Source organism: Hymenobacter convexus (assembly GCF_030580955.1).
In the GTDB taxonomy this organism is placed as follows: domain Bacteria; phylum Bacteroidota; class Bacteroidia; order Cytophagales; family Hymenobacteraceae; genus Hymenobacter.
Window position 1 is genome coordinate 173,770 of sequence record NZ_JAUQON010000001.1, and the last position, 15,015, is coordinate 188,784.

Here is a 15,015-nt window from a genome sequence, read left to right on the forward strand (position 1 = left end):
TGAACATTTCACCCAAATGGTGCGACCGCCGAGACGCGAAGTGTCGCGTCTCTACCTCATCCGATTACAGCGCCTCGAACTGCCGCAGGAAGCGCATGTCATTCTCCGTGAACAGGCGCAAGTCCTTAATCTGGTACTTCAGCATAGCAATGCGCTCGATGCCCATGCCCCAGGCGTAGCCGGAGTATTTCTCGGAGTCGATGCCCGCATTTTCGAGCACGGCAGGGTCCACCATGCCGCAGCCGCCGATTTCGACCCAGCCCGAGTATTTGCAGATGTTGCAGCCCGCGCCCTTGCAAATGAGGCAGGTGATGTCGATTTCAGCGCTGGGCTCGGTGAAGGGGAAGAAGCTGGGGCGGAAGCGGATGTTGATGTCAGCCCCGAACAGCTCCTGCACGAAGTAATACACCGTCTGCTTCAGGTCGGCGAAGCTCACGCCCTCGTCGATGAAAATACCTTCCACCTGATGGAACATCATGTGCGCGCGGGCCGAAATGGCCTCGTTGCGGAATACGCGGCCCGGCATGACGCGGCGGATGGGCAGCGGCTCGGTTTCCATCACGCGCACCTGCACTGTGCTGGTGTGGGTGCGCAGCAGGTGGGGCAAATTGGGCACACCGGTGGCGGCATCGCCGGTGGCGTCGGCGTCGGCCGCCCCAGCCGCGTGCGACACCGGAGCCACGAAGAAGGTGTCCTGCATGTCGCGCGCCGGGTGGTTTTCGGGGAAGTTGAGGGCGGTGAAGTTGTGCCAGTCGTCCTCGATTTCGGGCCCCTCGGCCACGGCGAAGCCGATGCGGGCGAACACGCGCAGCATCTCTTCGCGCACCAGGCTCAGGGGGTGGCGGGTGCCCAGGGCGTTGGGCACGGGGGGCAGGGTGTAGTCGAAGTCAGGATTGGCGGGGGCGTTGTCGGCGGCGGCTTCGGCGGCCTGCTGGGCCTCGTCGAAACGGGCCTGGGCCTGCTGCTTCAGGGCGTTGAGCTGCTGGCCCACGGCGCGCTTCTCCTCGTTGGGCACGGTCTTGAGCTGGTCGAACAAATCGGCCAGCTTACCCTTGCGGCCGAGGTAGCTGATGCGAAAAGCATCGAGTTCGGCGGGATTATTCAGTTCGGCTTTCGTAATTTCGGCCGTAAGAGCGGCAATGGATTCCTGCATCATAGGCCGCAAAGTTACGGCAAGGGCCCGGCCCTGGCCGAACGATTCACCAACACATTCAGTTACCGCAATTCTCGATTCATCTTCCTTCATCATCCTTAAAGCCTTTGCCATGAAACGTGCGCTATTTTTCTTGCTAATTCTCGGAGGAGTAGCTTCTTCCGCCTCGGCCCAAGCCGGCTGGGATACCGGTGGCTGGGATACCCCCAAAAAAGCCCCCGCCAAGAAAACCACCACCAAAACCAACGCCGCGGCCACCAGCACCAAAGGCACGGCCAGTGGCGGTGCCACGCCGGCCGCTGCTGCCCCCGCGCCCGAAGCCGCTCCCTCGCTGGAAGCCGCCGCCGCCGCTGCTCCCGCCGCCGATAAAGGCTTCGGTGGTGCCGGCGCCGCCACGCCGAGCAGCGCCAGCATTGGCCAGGGCATCTCGGTAGCGCCCGGCGCGCCGGTAATGATGCGCGGTGGTCGCCACGTGATGGAAGACGACGCCATTGCCGCCCGCGAGCGTCGCCTCAACCGCAAGCCCCGCCGCGAGAAGCCCTGGCCGCCCCGCCCCACTGAGGCTGCTGTAGTTGCCGCCCCCACCCCGGCTGCCGCCGCAGCCGCTGAGCCCGTCCCGGCTCCGGCTGAGGCCACAGTCGGCACGGGTGCCACCGCTGCCAAAGGCGGCAGCGCCACCGCCGACAAAGGCCCGGCGAAGGCCCCTGTGAAAGCGGCTCCCAAGAAAAAAGCTCCCGAACCCCTCGGTTGGTAAGCTGATAAGCCTGCATTTGTTTTTGAATAGCACGGCCCGGTTGTTCCACGCTTCTGCGTGGGGCAGCCGGGCCGTTTGGCGTTGGCTGGGAAGTCAGAAAAGTTTCTGAACGGGCCGCGACCCTATTCTTACATCGCTCGAACGACCTCCGAACGGTATCAGGAAAAGGTAAATGTTTAGCGCAATGGCGTACCGAGCGGCAGGGTTTAGCGTATGCCCAGCACGACGGTACCGCCCGGGAGCGCGCTGCTCCGGGAGCATCGGAAGCCGTTTTTCTTTCACCCCTCACCACCCTTTTCATGCTGCGTTCCTTGCTTTCCGCCCTGCTCGCGCTGGCCATCGTCGCTGAAGCGGCGGCCCAGTCGGCGCCCGCCACCAAAACGACCAAAGCCAAAACCACCAAAACCGCTACCCGCACCGCTACCACGCGCAACACCACCATGAAGCCGGCGTCGGCCCGAACCGCGCCTAATTCGGGCGGCCGCAACGACATCGGGCCCGGCGGCAATGGCGCTGTAGGCTCCACCGAAAGCGCCGATGGCAAGGGCCAAAGCGTGTACGCCGCCCCCGGCATGCCCGTCAATGTCGACAACCCCAAGAAGGTGCAGGGCTACAACGGGCCCGCCCCCGCCCGCACCAAAAGCCGCACCACGCTCACGCCGCGATAAAACCTTGGTGTTGGTCGAGACAATGACCCGCTTGGTATGCATTTGCATGCCGGGCGGGTCTTTTTTGGAGCGGAAAATGCGCGGATGAAAAAGTTGGCACGCCTTTGGAATATGTCCATACAGCTACGGTAATCAATTTTTCTTCACTTCCGCCATTTCATTTCAGCCATGCTTCGTTCGTTCCTCACCCTCGCCCTGTCGATGTTCCTGCTGGCTGAAGCTAGCGCCCAAACCACCCCGGTTGCTTCGACCAAAAAGACCACCAAAGCCGCAAAAGTAGCGGCCCGCAAAGCCAAGAAAGCCCGCCGCGTTGCTGTGAAGTCGGCCCCGGTGGCGCCCCTCAACGACGGCTGGCCCCCCATCGAAAACAACACCCAAACCGCCGTGGCCTCGAACGACGGCTGGAACTCGGCCGAATCGGTTCTTCCGGCCAGTTCCTCGCGCGGCGAAATCGACAACCAGAACATCTCGGCCGCGCCCGGCATGCCCGTGCACGTTCGCACCAGCAACGGCCTGACTCCCTACAGCGTGCGCCCGGCCCGCAAGCCCGCCGCCACCCAGACCACGCTCGGCAACTAACAGTACCTGACCCTGGGTTTTGCCCATAAGTCCAGCCGGCGGCCCGCTTACTTTTGCATCGGCTCCTCTTTCATGCCACTATCCGCCCCGGGCAGTTGTGCGTATGAAGGGGAGCCGATTCGCTTTCGGCCCGGCTTCGGCTGCGCCCGTTGCGGTTGAATTACCCCATTTTTTTCTCCCCAATATGATTCGCTACATTTTCGCATCGTTGCTGCTGCTGGCAGTAGCCGCCACGGACGCCGCGGCCCAGTCGCGCGGCAAAAAACTGACTCCTTACTCCACGCGCGGCCCGCGCAAGGTGAAGACGACCGTCAAAATCAATCCACACACTGGTAAGCCTTACGGCGCCGGCGTGCCCGAAGACATCAAAAACGGCTCGATGTACCTAGCCCCGGCCACGCCCATGCGCCGGCAGGTAGGCTACACCAACAACGGTGGCTACAACGACAACCGAACCCCGCGCCCCCGCTACACCAAGCCCGCCAACAGCTCCCTGAGCCGCGACAGCAACCTGCCCACCGCGCCGGCCTCGAAGACGAAGGTGAAGACCAAGCGGAAGTAGACGCTAGGCAATAAAAGAACGTCATGCTGAGCGTAGCCGAAGCATCTCTACCGCAGTAGTAATTATTTACTCTTGCGGTAGAGATGCTTCGGCTACGCTCAGCATGACGTTCTTGGTTTTAGGCTGAACAAACAAGTCCGCTATTCTGCCTCAACCAAGTCCTCTTGCGGCACGGCTTCGTAGTACAGTGTGCTGCAATTCTCCGGGCGCAGTACTTCCTGGGCGGCGGCGCGCACGCTGGCCACGGTCACGGCCTGGATGCGGCGGCTTTCGTCGTTCACCAGGTTGGCATCGCCTTGTAGCTTGCTGTAGGCCAGGTTCAGGGCGCGGTTCAGGAGGTCGATTTCGCCGAAAACCAGGCTGCTTTCGGCCTGGTTTTTTACTTTTTCGAGCTCCTGGGCGTCCACGTCGGCGGTTAGGAATTCGGCCACCACGGCCTCCACGGCCGCATCGGCGGCTTTGAGGTCGACGCCCGCGTTCAGCTTGCCACTGATGACGAGCAGGCCGGGGTCAAGTGAGCCGGTGAGCGAGGCCGAAATATTATTGAATAAGGCCTGCTCCTTCACCAGACGCTGGTGCAGGCGGGCCGACTTGCCGTGGCCGAGCATGTCGCTGAGCAAATCGACGGAGTGGTAGCGGGCGTCGCCGCGCGCGGGCATGTGGTAGGCCTTGTAGAGGGCCGACAGCGGCACCGGCGCCGAGGCCGTGCGGTGGCGGGCTTCGGTCTGAACGGGCTCCTGGGGGAGCTGGCGCTGGTAGGCCGGGCCGCCGGGAATGGGGCCGAACCACTTCTCGGCCAGGCGGCGCACCTCGGCCGCGCTGGCCGCGCCGGCCACCACCAGAATGGCGTTTTGGGGCGCGTAGTGCTTTTGGAAAAAGCCGCGCACGTCGTCCATCACGGCGTTTTCGATGTGCGAAATTTCCTTGCCGATGGTGTTCCACTGGTAGGGGTGGGTGTGGTAGGCCAGGGGCTTGAGCTGCAGCCACACGTCGCCGTAGGGCTGGTTGAGGTAGCTCTGCTTGAACTCCTCGACCACCACTTTGCGCTGCACTTCGAGGCCGTTTTCGGAGAAGGCCAGGTTCAACATCCGGTCGGATTCCAGCCAGAAGCCGGTTTCGAGGTTGGCCGCGGGCAGCGAGAGGTAATAGTTGGTGATGTCGCTGGAAGTGAAGGCGTTATTCTCGCCGCCCACGCGCTGCAGCGGCTCGTCGTAGCTCGGAATATTCACCGAGCCCGAAAACATCAGGTGCTCAAACAGGTGCGCGAAGCCGGTGTGGTCGGGGTCCTCGTCGCGCGAGCCCACGTCGTACATCACGTTGAGCACGGCCATGGGCGTGGAAAAATCTTCGTGGACGATGCAGCGCAGGCCGTTATCGAGGGTGAATTCGGTGAAGTGAATCACAGGGAAGTAGCGGGAAAAGGTGAAGGCGAATCAGACGCCAAAGGAACAACAGCTAGTACGGCAAAACCGTTGTCGCAACGGGCGACGTGTGGGTGAAATGCGGCATCATTGGTTTAAAAGCTGGCCCGCACCCCCAGCAGCCAGGTACGGGGCACGGGGTAGAGATTGGTGTCGTAGCCGGCGGCCAGCAAGGTGGCGCCCCCGCTGCTCACGTTGGGGTCGAAGCCGCGGTAGCTGGTGAGCACGAACAGGTTTTGGCCGCCCACCCACACGCTGACGGGGTGGGGGCCGGTAGCCGGGCGCAGGGCGTAGCTGAAAGTTGCCTGGCTCAGGCGCAGGTTGGCGGCCGACTGCAGCTGGGCGTCGTCGTAGCGCGGAGTGCCCCCGACGGCACTGGCCGGCGAAGCGCCGGCTTGCGGAATATCGGCATTGTAATAGGTCGGTGTCCAGCGGTCGAGCAGACGGGTGGTCCCGTTGTTATAGCCTATCGGCAAGTCCAGCGTGGCCAGTGTGGTGTTGAGCAGCTGATGCCCGGCCTGCGCATCGAGCTGGAAATCGAGTCCGAAACGGCCCAGACGCAGGGTTTGGCCGAAGGTGTAGAGCTGGGTGGGCAGCGCCGTGCCCTGGTAGCGGGCATCGACATCTGTGATGTACCCGTTGCTGTTGTCGAAGTCCTGGTAGCGGAGCGTGCCGGCGATGGATTGCCCACGGGCATCCGTAGCGCCCACGGGCGGCACCGGCAGCCGGTGGTAAAGGAAATAAGGGTGCGGCGCCTCTCCTGCCAGCAGGCCGGGCACGCTGCCGGCACCCGCCAGCTCGGCCACGGCCGCCACGCGCTGCTGCTGCCAGGTGGCGGCCAGCCGGCTGCTGCCACTGAAATTGCCCTTCTGCCAGCGGCCGCTGATGCCCAGCAGCAGGCCCTGGTTGCGCAGCGCGGCCTCGCGGGGCTGCACCAGGGTGCCGAAGCCCGTGCCCGTGGCCAGCACCAGCATCTGGGGCACGGTGATGTGGGCCGTATTGCGGCGAAAAGCGGTAACATCGATTCCCAATCGGTCTTGCCAGAAGCCCAGGCTCAAGCCGGCTTCCAGCTGGGTGGTGCGGGGCGCGGGCGGCACCGGCGCCGACGAGTACAGCGTGCTCACGGTTTGGCCCGGGCCCAGCCGGATGTAGTCCGACGACACGCCGCTGCCCAGGCCGGTGGCGGGCAAGCTGGTGGTACTGGTTTGGCCCAGGCTGGCCCACAGCGTGGCGGTGCTGAGCGGGGTAAAATCGGCCAGAAAATGCTCCTGGTTCAGGTGCCAGCGCACTTCGCCTCCCGGCAGCCAGGCGGGCGGCACTTCGGCCAGGAAGAAGGCCGTGGCGCCCTGGCCAGCATCGCGGCGCACCGACGCCAGCACCTCGTAGCGCCCGCGAAAGGCGTAGGTAGCCCCGAGGCCAATGTTGGCGAATGACGTGGTGGCATCGGTGCTGTAATCTGAAGCGGTAGCGTAATCGTGGTAGGTGCCGGCCGTGCCCCGCAGGTAGCGCTGGTAGCCCGCGCTAAGGGTGAGGCCCACGCGGTGGGCCTCGTTGAAAGTATGGTCGTAGCCCAAGCGCAGCTGGGCCACGGTAGCCGAAGTGGGTAGGCGCAAGGTGCTGCTGGCCGTGGCGGTGGGCGTGTAGGGCTGGCCGGTGGTCACCAGAAAGTGGGTGTCGTTGGCCACGCGGGCTTCTTCGCGGCTCAGGCTGCCGCTGAGCAGCAGGTCCGGCCGTAGCGTGTACTCGGCCCCGACCTGCACCAGCAAGCGGCGGGTGCTGATGGCCGTGCCGTCGGTGGTGGCCAGGTCCAGCGGGTTGCGGGTGTTACCAAAAAAGCCGTAGTTCTGGAAATTGCCGCGGGCGTCGTACACGCCCACCGTGGGCGGGGCCAGCAGGGCCTGGGCCACCGTGCCCGGTACCGGCAGCGCTTGGCTGATGGACGCGGCCGAGGCATTGAGAAACAGCCGCAGCTGGGCGCCCACCTGCTGGTCGAGGTTGAGGCGCAGGGCGTAGCGGTCGAGACGGGAATGCACCACCACGCCCTCCTGGTTCAGGTAGTCGGCGCTGATGGCGTAGCGGGTACGCCCGCCGCTGCCGTCGAGCGTGAGGTGATGGTTTTGGAGCAAGGCCGTGCGGAAAAGCTCGCGCTGCCAGTCCGTTTCCGGCGCGATGGGGCCGCTGAGCGGGTAGGCCACGATGCCGCCCCCACCCACGCGCTGGGAAGCCTCATTGGCCAGGTCGGCATACTGACGGGCATTCAGCAGGTCGTATCGTTGGCGCACCTGCTGCACGCCGCCAAAACCGGCGTAGCTCACCCGAAGGGCCTGTTTTCGGCCTTTGAGGCCGCCACGCTTCGTCGTGATTTCCAGCACGCCGTTGCTGCCTTGCGCGCCGTATTGGGCCGCGGCCACGCCGCCCGAAATCACCCGGATGCTGCTGATGTCCTCCATGGGCAGGGCCAGCAGCGGGTTGGCCCCGGCGCGCGTGGCTTCAGGCCCGCTGCTGAATGGAAAAGCGGCCCGAATAGATACGCCGGGTTCAAAATCGGCATTCAAAGCCGGCACTCCGTCTACAACCAAGAGCGGCTGGTCGGGGCTGGCGAGGCTGCTCCCGCCCCGAATGCGCACCGTGCTCCAGTCACCGGGCGCGCCGGAATTGGGCGTTACCTGCACCCCGGCCACCTGCGGGAGCAGCGGCTGCAGGGTCAGAAAAGGCGCTGCCTGCCAGGGGGCGTAAACGGTAATGCTTACCGGGTTGCAGCTGCATCTGAACTGCGGCCCCAGCAGCGAGTCGAGCGGCGGCGGCGGTGCCAGCGCCAATGCGGCCCGACGAGGTGGCAGCGCATCGAGTGGCTCCTGCGCGTAGGCCGCAGTGCTGAAAGCCAGCAAAAAAGTAAGGGTTAAAATTCGGTTCATATTGCAAACGAAGGCCACCACGAAGCCTGATGCCAGTCGAGGCTTTATTCCATATAGGGTCAGCGCCGGGCCTCCAATCGCAGCGTTACGCAGGAGTCGGTTTCGAGCACCACGCTGGTGCGGTAGTAGTTTTCCCAGGCCCGGCGCGTGGCCTTGCCGCACACCACCACCTCGCGCCCGGCCGTGGTTTTGAGCAATTCCCACGGCGGCACGGCCGTGATGCGGTGGCCAAATTGCAGCTCTGCCGCCGCCTGGTAGAACAGTAAGCTCTCGCTGTATTCGCCGGGCGTGCCGAAGTAATAGTCCTGCACCTCGGGCCGGGCCCGGGCCTGCTGGCGGATGTGGTGGCCTACCTGCTGGGCTACTTGCTGGTAGCGGGCATCGTAGGTGCGCACCAGCGTGCGGCACAGTGCCCAGTAGGGCAGGGCCAGCACCAGCGCCAGGGCGCCCAGCCGGGCCACCGGCCCCGGCCGCCAGCCTTGCTGCGCGGCCACAGCACGGGCCGCCGGCAGCAGGCCCGCCGCGGCCAGCAGCGCCAGCACCGGGAACACCGGCGCATCGTACCAGGGCAGCCGCGTTTGAGTGAGGGCCAGAATGAGCAGGAAGGTGCCGGCCACGCACACGGCCAGCCGCACCAGCCAGCGGACGCGGTTTTCGGTGGGCAGCCACCAGCCCAGCAAGCCGCCCAGCACGGCCGGCACCACCCAAAAAATAAACTTGGTTTCGGTGAGGCCCGCCAAATAATAATAAAACCGGGATTTATGCCCTTCGAGCTGCGAGCCGGCCGGGCCGCCCAACTCGTAGTCCCACACGGCCTGCCAGTAGCCGGGCAGAATGTGTTCGCGCAGCACGTACCACGTGCCCAGGCCCAGCACCAGCGGCAACAGCGCCAGCCAGGGCGCGGGCCGCCGCAGCCGCTGCCCCTGGCCCAGCGCAAAAGTGGCCAGTACCAGGCCCGGCCCGAACATCAGCCCCGCCACGCCCTTGGTGAAGGCCGCCAGCAAGAAAAATAGCCCCGTGAGCCAGGCGTGGCGGTCACGCCCTTCGGCCAGGTAGCGCAGCCAGGCCAGGGTGCCGCAGGTGGTCCAGAGCGTGAGCAGGGCGTCGAAATCGCCGGAGCGGGCGACGTGGTAGCCCACGTAGCCCGCTGAGGTGAGCAGCACCAACGCCGCCAGCACGCCGCCTTCCCAGCCGCCCAGCCAACGCCGCCCGGCCCGGTACACCACCAGCGCGGTGGCCAGCCCAGCCAGCGCGGCCGGCAGCCGCAGGCCCAGCTCGGTGGGGCCCAGTAGCTTGAAGCTGAGGGCCAGCAGCCAGGGCCACAGCGGCGGCTTGCAGTTCCAGAGGTCGGGCTGCTGGAAGGCGTCGCGCAGCACCAGCCAGTCGTGGTTGCGCAGGATGTTGATGGCGTTGATGCCCGTGCGGGCCTCGTCCCAGGGCTGCACGGGGTGGCTGGCCAGCAGCCAGAACAGAGGCAGGTAGGCCAGCACGGCTACCAATAGGGCACCGCGCCACCCGTGGAAGCGTGAGGAAAAAGAAGCTAAAAATTGCGCCACAAGTGTGCGTGCGAGGGTGGGGTATGGGGTCTGAAATTCAAAGTTCCGGCTACTTTTCGGTTTCTCAAGCAAACCCGGCTACCGTTGCGCCAAGGCATGAGTGGACTGGCATTAGCGCCAATCAGGTTTGTTGAGGCCGTTGCGCATGCCCATCGAATAAGTTGGCCCAGTGCCGGGGGTAGCAAAAGCACGCCCGCTACCTTTGCGCCTCCCAACCCACCCGTTTTCTCTATGACACCCGCCGCCGTCGCCCTGCAATTCGACCGTCAAGACCTCTCCAACGAAACCCTGCTGCACCTCTACCAGCACCTGCTGCGCCCGCGGCTGATTGAGGAGAAAATGCTGATTCTGCTGCGTCAGGGCAAGGTGAGCAAGTGGTTTTCGGGCATCGGGCAGGAAGCCATTTCGGTGGGCAGCACCCTGGCGCTGGAGGCCGACGAGTACATTCTGCCGCTGCACCGCAACCTGGGCGTGTTCACGGGCCGCGAGGTGCCGCTGGGGCGCCTGTTCGCGCAGTGGCAGGGCAAGCGCACGGGCTTCACCAAGGGCCGCGACCGCAGCTTCCACTTCGGCACCAACGAGCATCACATCGTGGGCATGATTTCGCACCTCGGCCCGCAACTGGCCGTAGCCGGCGGCATCGCCCTGGCCGATTTGCTCGACAAAAAGCCCAAGGTAACTCTTACTTACAGCGGCGACGGCGGCGCTTCTGAAGGCGATTTTCACGAGGCCCTGAACGTGGCCGCCGTGTGGCAGCTGCCCGTCATTTTCATGATTGAAAACAACGGCTACGGCCTCAGTACGCCCTCCAACGAGCAGTTCCGCTTCAAGTCCTTCGTAGACAAAGGCCCCGCCTACGGCATGGAGGCCGTGCAGGTCGACGGCAACAACGTACTCGAAGTGTACACCACTGTGAAGCGGCTAGCCGAGGACCTACGCGAAAACCCGCGCCCGGTGCTGGTAGAAGCCCTCACGTTCCGTATGCGCGGCCACGAGGAAGCCAGCGGCACCAAGTACGTGCCCCAGAGCCTGATGGAAGAGTGGGCCGCCAAAGACCCGGTGGAAAACTATGAAAAGTGGCTGCTGGCCGAAGGCATCCTCACCGAAACCGCCCGCCACAGCATCCGCGAAACTATCAAGGCCGCCATTGAGGCCGGCTTGCAGGAGGCCGACGCCGTGCCTATGCCCGTGGCCGACATCGCGGAAGAAATTGCGGATATGTACCAGCCCTTCGAAGCGCCCGTAACGGACGCGCCGAAAGAAGGCGCCGCGCCCGAAAAGCGCTTCATCGATGCCATTCAGGAGGGCTTGAAGCAGAGCATGGAGCGCTACCCCGACCTCGTGCTCATGGGCCAGGACATTGCCGATTACGGCGGCGTGTTTAAAATCACGGAAGGCTTCGTGGCCGAATTTGGCAAGGCACGGGTGCGCAATACGCCGCTCTGTGAGTCGGCCATCGTGGGCATTGGCCTGGGTTTGAGCATCAAAAAGAAGAAAAGCATGGTCGAGATGCAGTTCGCCGATTTCGTGACCTGCGGCTTCAACCAGATTGTGAACAACCTGGCCAAGAGCCACTACCGCTGGGGCCAGAACGCCGACGTGGTGATTCGCATGCCCACCGGCGCGGGCTCGGCGGCTGGCCCGTTCCACTCGCAGAGCAACGAGGCGTGGTTCACGCACGTGCCCGGCCTGAAAGTAGTGTACCCCAGCAACCCGCACGATGCCAAGGGCCTGCTCTGCGCCGCGTTCGAAGACCCCAACCCGGTGCTGTACTTCGAGCACAAGATGCTCTACCGCAGCATGAGTGGCCCGGTGCCGGCGGCCTACTACACCACGCCCATCGGCCAGGCTGCCTTGGCTGCTGAGGGCAACGAGCTGAGTATCATTACTTACGGCATGGGCGTGCGCTGGGCCCTGGATGTGTGCCAGGACCTGGGCGTGTCGGCCGACGTGCTCGACCTGCGCACCCTGCTGCCCTGGGACCAGGAAGCCGTGCGCCGCACCGTGCTCAAAAACGGCCGCGTGCTCATCCTGCACGAAGACACGCTGACGGGCGGCATCGGCGGCGAAATCGCGGCCTGGATAGGGGAGAACTGCTTCGAGCACCTCGACGCCCCCGTGCGCCGCGTGGCCTCGCTCGATACGGCCATCCCGTTTGCGCCGCCGCTGGAAGCGGCTTTCCTGCCCCAGCAGCGGCTGCGCGAGCAGGTGCAGGCCCTGCGCAACTATTAGGCGGCGCGGTATTGGCGCGGTTTTCGCGCGGCCAGGCCGTACCTTTCTCTCGCTTCCTTCTTGATTTTGTCCGTCTTACGGTGATTGCTCGTATACCTTCCGTTGTTCTTCGGTCCTTGCTGGGCGTGTGGCTGCTGAGCAGCTGTACGCTCTATCACAAGGTATTTCATCCGTACCGCCTGCCCACGCCCAAGCCCTCGCCCGAGTACCTAGCCCAGCAGAAGGCCAAGAAGGAAAAAGAAAAGAAGATGCTGGAGTTTCAGCACGATACGGAGAAGAGCGCCAAGAAGGGCGGCGCCGACGCGGAGGAAGCGGCTACTGACGTCTCGACGCCGAGCGGCGGTACCATCACGGCCCCAACGGAAGCAGCGCCGGCCCGCACCCTGCCCGAAAAGTCGACCGTGCGCTACGACAAAAAGGGGCTCATGAAAAAGCCCAAGCTCAAGCGCCGCAAGGTGAACAAGCAACACAAGCCTTTCCGTCCCTGGCAATCTATCCGTGACTTCTTTAAGTATGGCCTCCACAAGAAACCCAATTACGACATCGACCACCGCGCGGCTCCCAAAGCCCCGGCCGAAGTCCCTGAGCCCGATGCCGCACCTGATGGCGGCGGCAAGCCCTAGCGCCGCCTGGCTGGTGCTGCTGGCGGCCCTGTGCCTGGGCAGCGGCGCCGCGCACGCCCAGATTGTGGACGCGAAACCGGCCCAGGTGAAGGCCGCCAACCGCCGCGCCCTGCGCGAGGCCAAGCGCACCGAGTCGCCCTTCAAGGAAAGCCACCTCGACGTGACGGCCGAACAACTCAAGCGCGGCAAAAGCACGCAGCCCCAAACCGAGACGAGCCGCGACGTGAATTACAAGAAAGGCACCGCGCCCAACGTGAAGCCCGCCGGCCTGCTGGGACTGCGCCGCGACAAAACCACCACCCTCGTGCGCAAGGAAAAGCGTCAGCGCAACCGCATGGCCGGCCGCAACGACGAAAAAAAATGACCGGCCCCGCGGGAATCAACTAGCTCCAAAACTGTTGTAGTAATTCGGAGCGTCTTCTGGCTGCCCTGGGCCAGGCCGGCGCGGCCTCTCGCATCATTCGCTATTTATTCAGATTTCCTATGTCCACCCCCTGGCTTCCGCTCACCCAACCCGAACAGCTCACCGACCTAGCTCAGGCCTCGCACGAGCAGCCGGTACTCATTTTCAAGCACAGCACCACCTGTTCCATCAGCGCGGCGGCCAAGAGCAAGATTGAGCGCCAGTGGGCCGACAGCGGCCTCGACCTGCCCATTTACTACCTCGATTTGCTGCGCTTCCGCCCCCTCTCGGCCCAGATTGCCGAGCAGTTTGGCGTGCGCCACGAGTCGCCGCAGTTGCTGCTCATCAAAGACGGCGAGTGCACCTACGATGCCTCGCACATGGGCATCCGCCTGAGCGACGTGCAATCGGTGGTGAAATAGTGCGCCAAGCTGAAAGGACAAAACAGAACGTCATGCTGAGCGAAGTCGAAGCATCTCTACCGCGCAAGCAATCTGAATTACTCTCGCGGTAGAGATGCTTCGACTTCGCTCAGCATGACGATACCATCAAAAACTCAATCTTTTCTACCGGTACCCAAACACCACGTTCTGCCGGATGTCCGGGTGCAGGCTCAGGGCCACGGGGCAGGTGAGGGCGGCGCGCTCCAGCACGGTGCGGTCGGCGGGGGCGAGGGCGGCGGGCAGCTCAAACGTCACATCGACTTGGGCGATGCGGCGCGGGGGCTCCGGGCTCATGTGCTTCGTCACGGCCCAGGTGGCGTCTACTAGGTCCCAGCCGTGGCGCTCGGCCACGATGCCCATGATGGTCATCATGCACGAGCCCAGGGCGGCGCTCACCAGGTCGGTGGGCGAAAACGCTTCGCCCCGGCCGTGGTTGTCTACGGGCGCATCGGTTTGAATAAGGGTGCCGGAAGCGACGTGCGTGGCTTCGGTGCGGAGGTGGCCGGCGTAGCGGGCGGTGGCGGTGTTCATCAAGTCAGCGAGTTATCTTTACCAAGTAGTTTCTTCTTTCGCTAAATTACGTATTATGCCGTGCGCTGCTCCGGTGGCGGTGGCAGCGGCTCTTTTTCGGTTGATTTATGCTTCCTTCTTTTTCCCGTTATCTCGGCTTGCTGGCGGCAGTCGGTTTGGCCACGGCTGCTCAGGCGCAGGACCGACCCGTCCGCTCCGCCGCTCCTGCATCGCGCCCGGCGCCGGCCGCGTCCGAAGCACCGGCCCAGGCGCCCCCGCGCGTGGCGCCGGTCCCCGATGCGCCGTCCGATGAGCAGTCGTACAGCAAGGAATTTGTTTACGGCATCAACTTCAACACCCAGGGCGGTTTGCTCGGGGGCGCTTCCATCCGTTCCAGCCGGGTGCTCGATGACCGCCTGCTACGCTTCTGGAGCCTGGAGGGCGTGATGCTGAAAAACGCTAAGGAAGAGCGCATCAACACCGGCGTGGGCGGCAGCTACATCGACCGCAAAACCAACTATGGGTTTGTGCTGCGGCCGTCCATTGGCATGCAGCGCATTCTGTTCCGCAAAGCCGCCGATGCCGGTGTGCAGGTGAACGGCCTGCTGAGCGTGGGGCCGTCCATTGGCCTGCTCATGCCCTACTATATTTCCTACGACCGCACGTTTGCCCGCACCCAGGTGCCCAACTTGGCCACCGACGAAATCGTGAACGAGCAATACGACCCGCTCAAGCACACCTTTCCGGCGGCCATCCTCGACCACGGCCCGCTTTTCAGCGGCATCAGCGACACCAAGGTGGTGCCGGGCTTCCACGTGCGCGCCGGCCTGAGCTTCGAGTACGGCCGCTACCGCGACGCCGTGACCGGCCTGGAAGTGGGCGTGCTGGTCGAAGCCTTCACCAAGCGCATGGTCATCCTCAGCCCCTACAGCCGCCCCGAAGACCAGGCCGTGAACCGCCAGTTCTTTCCTTCGGTGTACCTGACGCTGTATTTCGGGCACCGCTCCTAACGCGTCAATAAAGGCTATTGCTTCATAGTGAATAGCTAAGGAGCCGCGCTCCACCCGGCACGAACGGCTGCGCCATAGCGCAGCCGTTCGTGCTTATTTTTGTGTAGCCGTTTGGTTGAAACGTTTTGGCGGCGAATTGCTTTTGCATAGGGTTGATGCACTCCGTCAGCTGCTAATTGATAACTG

The 15,015-nt window shown here is 64.1% G+C and carries 14 protein-coding genes; 9 read left to right on the forward strand and 5 right to left on the reverse strand.

Annotation, left to right across the window (positions count from 1 at the left end; genetic code table 11):
• Nucleotides 1-64 precede the first annotated feature (64 nt).
• Nucleotides 65-1,156 carry a phenylalanine--tRNA ligase subunit alpha gene (gene pheS / locus Q4S41_RS00625; protein WP_305029200.1) on the reverse strand — a complete coding sequence of 364 codons (1,092 nt, stop codon included), beginning with the start codon at nucleotides 1,154-1,156 and terminating at the stop codon, nucleotides 65-67.
• A gap of 109 nt (nucleotides 1,157-1,265) precedes the next feature.
• On the opposite strand from pheS, the gene Q4S41_RS00630 reads away from it, so the two are divergent.
• The 4 genes from Q4S41_RS00630 to Q4S41_RS00645 all read left to right on the forward strand — a co-directional run bounded on the left by Q4S41_RS00630 (nucleotide 1,266) and on the right by Q4S41_RS00645 (nucleotide 3,716).
• Entirely contained in the window at nucleotides 1,266-1,907 is a 642-nt protein-coding gene (locus Q4S41_RS00630; protein WP_305029201.1) for a hypothetical protein, read from the forward strand.
• Between the two features lie 299 nt (nucleotides 1,908-2,206).
• Nucleotides 2,207-2,575, forward strand: a complete 369-nt coding sequence (locus tag Q4S41_RS00635; RefSeq protein WP_305029202.1) for a hypothetical protein — start codon at nucleotides 2,207-2,209, stop codon at nucleotides 2,573-2,575.
• A 168-nt stretch (nucleotides 2,576-2,743) separates the two neighbouring features.
• Nucleotides 2,744-3,154: a hypothetical protein gene (locus tag Q4S41_RS00640; protein WP_305029203.1), complete on the forward strand. Its 411-nt coding sequence runs from the start codon at nucleotides 2,744-2,746 to the stop codon at nucleotides 3,152-3,154.
• 184 nt (nucleotides 3,155-3,338) lie between these two features.
• Nucleotides 3,339-3,716, forward strand: a complete 378-nt coding sequence (locus Q4S41_RS00645; protein WP_305029204.1) for a hypothetical protein — start codon at nucleotides 3,339-3,341, stop codon at nucleotides 3,714-3,716.
• 140 nt (nucleotides 3,717-3,856) lie between these two features.
• Here Q4S41_RS00645 and Q4S41_RS00650 read toward each other — a convergent pair whose 3' ends face one another.
• The 3 genes from Q4S41_RS00650 to Q4S41_RS00660 all read right to left on the reverse strand — a co-directional run bounded on the left by Q4S41_RS00650 (nucleotide 3,857) and on the right by Q4S41_RS00660 (nucleotide 9,608).
• Nucleotides 3,857-5,119, reverse strand: a complete 1,263-nt coding sequence (locus Q4S41_RS00650) for a M16 family metallopeptidase (protein ID WP_305029205.1) — start codon at nucleotides 5,117-5,119, stop codon at nucleotides 3,857-3,859.
• A gap of 113 nt (nucleotides 5,120-5,232) precedes the next feature.
• Complete coding sequence (locus tag Q4S41_RS00655; RefSeq protein ID WP_305029206.1) at nucleotides 5,233-8,052, reverse strand: TonB-dependent receptor plug domain-containing protein; 2,820 nt, start codon at nucleotides 8,050-8,052, stop codon at nucleotides 5,233-5,235.
• 59 nt (nucleotides 8,053-8,111) lie between these two features.
• The gene (locus Q4S41_RS00660) at nucleotides 8,112-9,608 is read right to left on the reverse strand and encodes an ArnT family glycosyltransferase (protein WP_305029207.1); all 1,497 of its coding nucleotides are present in this window, start codon (nucleotides 9,606-9,608) and stop codon (nucleotides 8,112-8,114) included.
• A gap of 231 nt (nucleotides 9,609-9,839) precedes the next feature.
• Here Q4S41_RS00660 and Q4S41_RS00665 point away from each other — a divergent pair, with 231 nt between their 5' ends.
• From Q4S41_RS00665 to ytxJ, 4 genes are all read left to right on the forward strand, one after another.
• Nucleotides 9,840-11,840 (forward strand): alpha-ketoacid dehydrogenase subunit alpha/beta, encoded by a 2,001-nt coding sequence (locus Q4S41_RS00665; RefSeq protein WP_305029208.1) that lies wholly within the window; start codon nucleotides 9,840-9,842, stop codon nucleotides 11,838-11,840.
• 80 nt (nucleotides 11,841-11,920) lie between these two features.
• On the forward strand, nucleotides 11,921-12,463 hold the full coding sequence (locus Q4S41_RS00670) for a hypothetical protein (protein ID WP_305029209.1): 543 nt from the start codon (nucleotides 11,921-11,923) through the stop codon (nucleotides 12,461-12,463).
• Nucleotides 12,432-12,827, forward strand: coding sequence for a hypothetical protein (locus tag Q4S41_RS00675; protein ID WP_305029210.1), 396 nt, complete (start codon nucleotides 12,432-12,434; stop codon nucleotides 12,825-12,827). Before Q4S41_RS00670 ends, Q4S41_RS00675 begins: the two co-directional genes overlap by 32 nt.
• 119 nt (nucleotides 12,828-12,946) lie before the next feature.
• Nucleotides 12,947-13,288: a bacillithiol system redox-active protein YtxJ gene (gene ytxJ, locus Q4S41_RS00680; RefSeq protein WP_305029211.1), complete on the forward strand. Its 342-nt coding sequence runs from the start codon at nucleotides 12,947-12,949 to the stop codon at nucleotides 13,286-13,288.
• Between the two features lie 144 nt (nucleotides 13,289-13,432).
• Here the strand turns inward: ytxJ and Q4S41_RS00685 are convergent, their stop codons facing one another.
• Nucleotides 13,433-13,840, reverse strand: coding sequence for an OsmC family protein (locus Q4S41_RS00685; protein WP_305029212.1), 408 nt, complete (start codon nucleotides 13,838-13,840; stop codon nucleotides 13,433-13,435).
• A gap of 107 nt (nucleotides 13,841-13,947) precedes the next feature.
• On the opposite strand from Q4S41_RS00685, the gene Q4S41_RS00690 reads away from it, so the two are divergent.
• Entirely contained in the window at nucleotides 13,948-14,829 is an 882-nt protein-coding gene (locus Q4S41_RS00690) for a hypothetical protein (protein WP_305029213.1), read from the forward strand.
• Nucleotides 14,830-15,015: the final 186 nt, after the last annotated feature.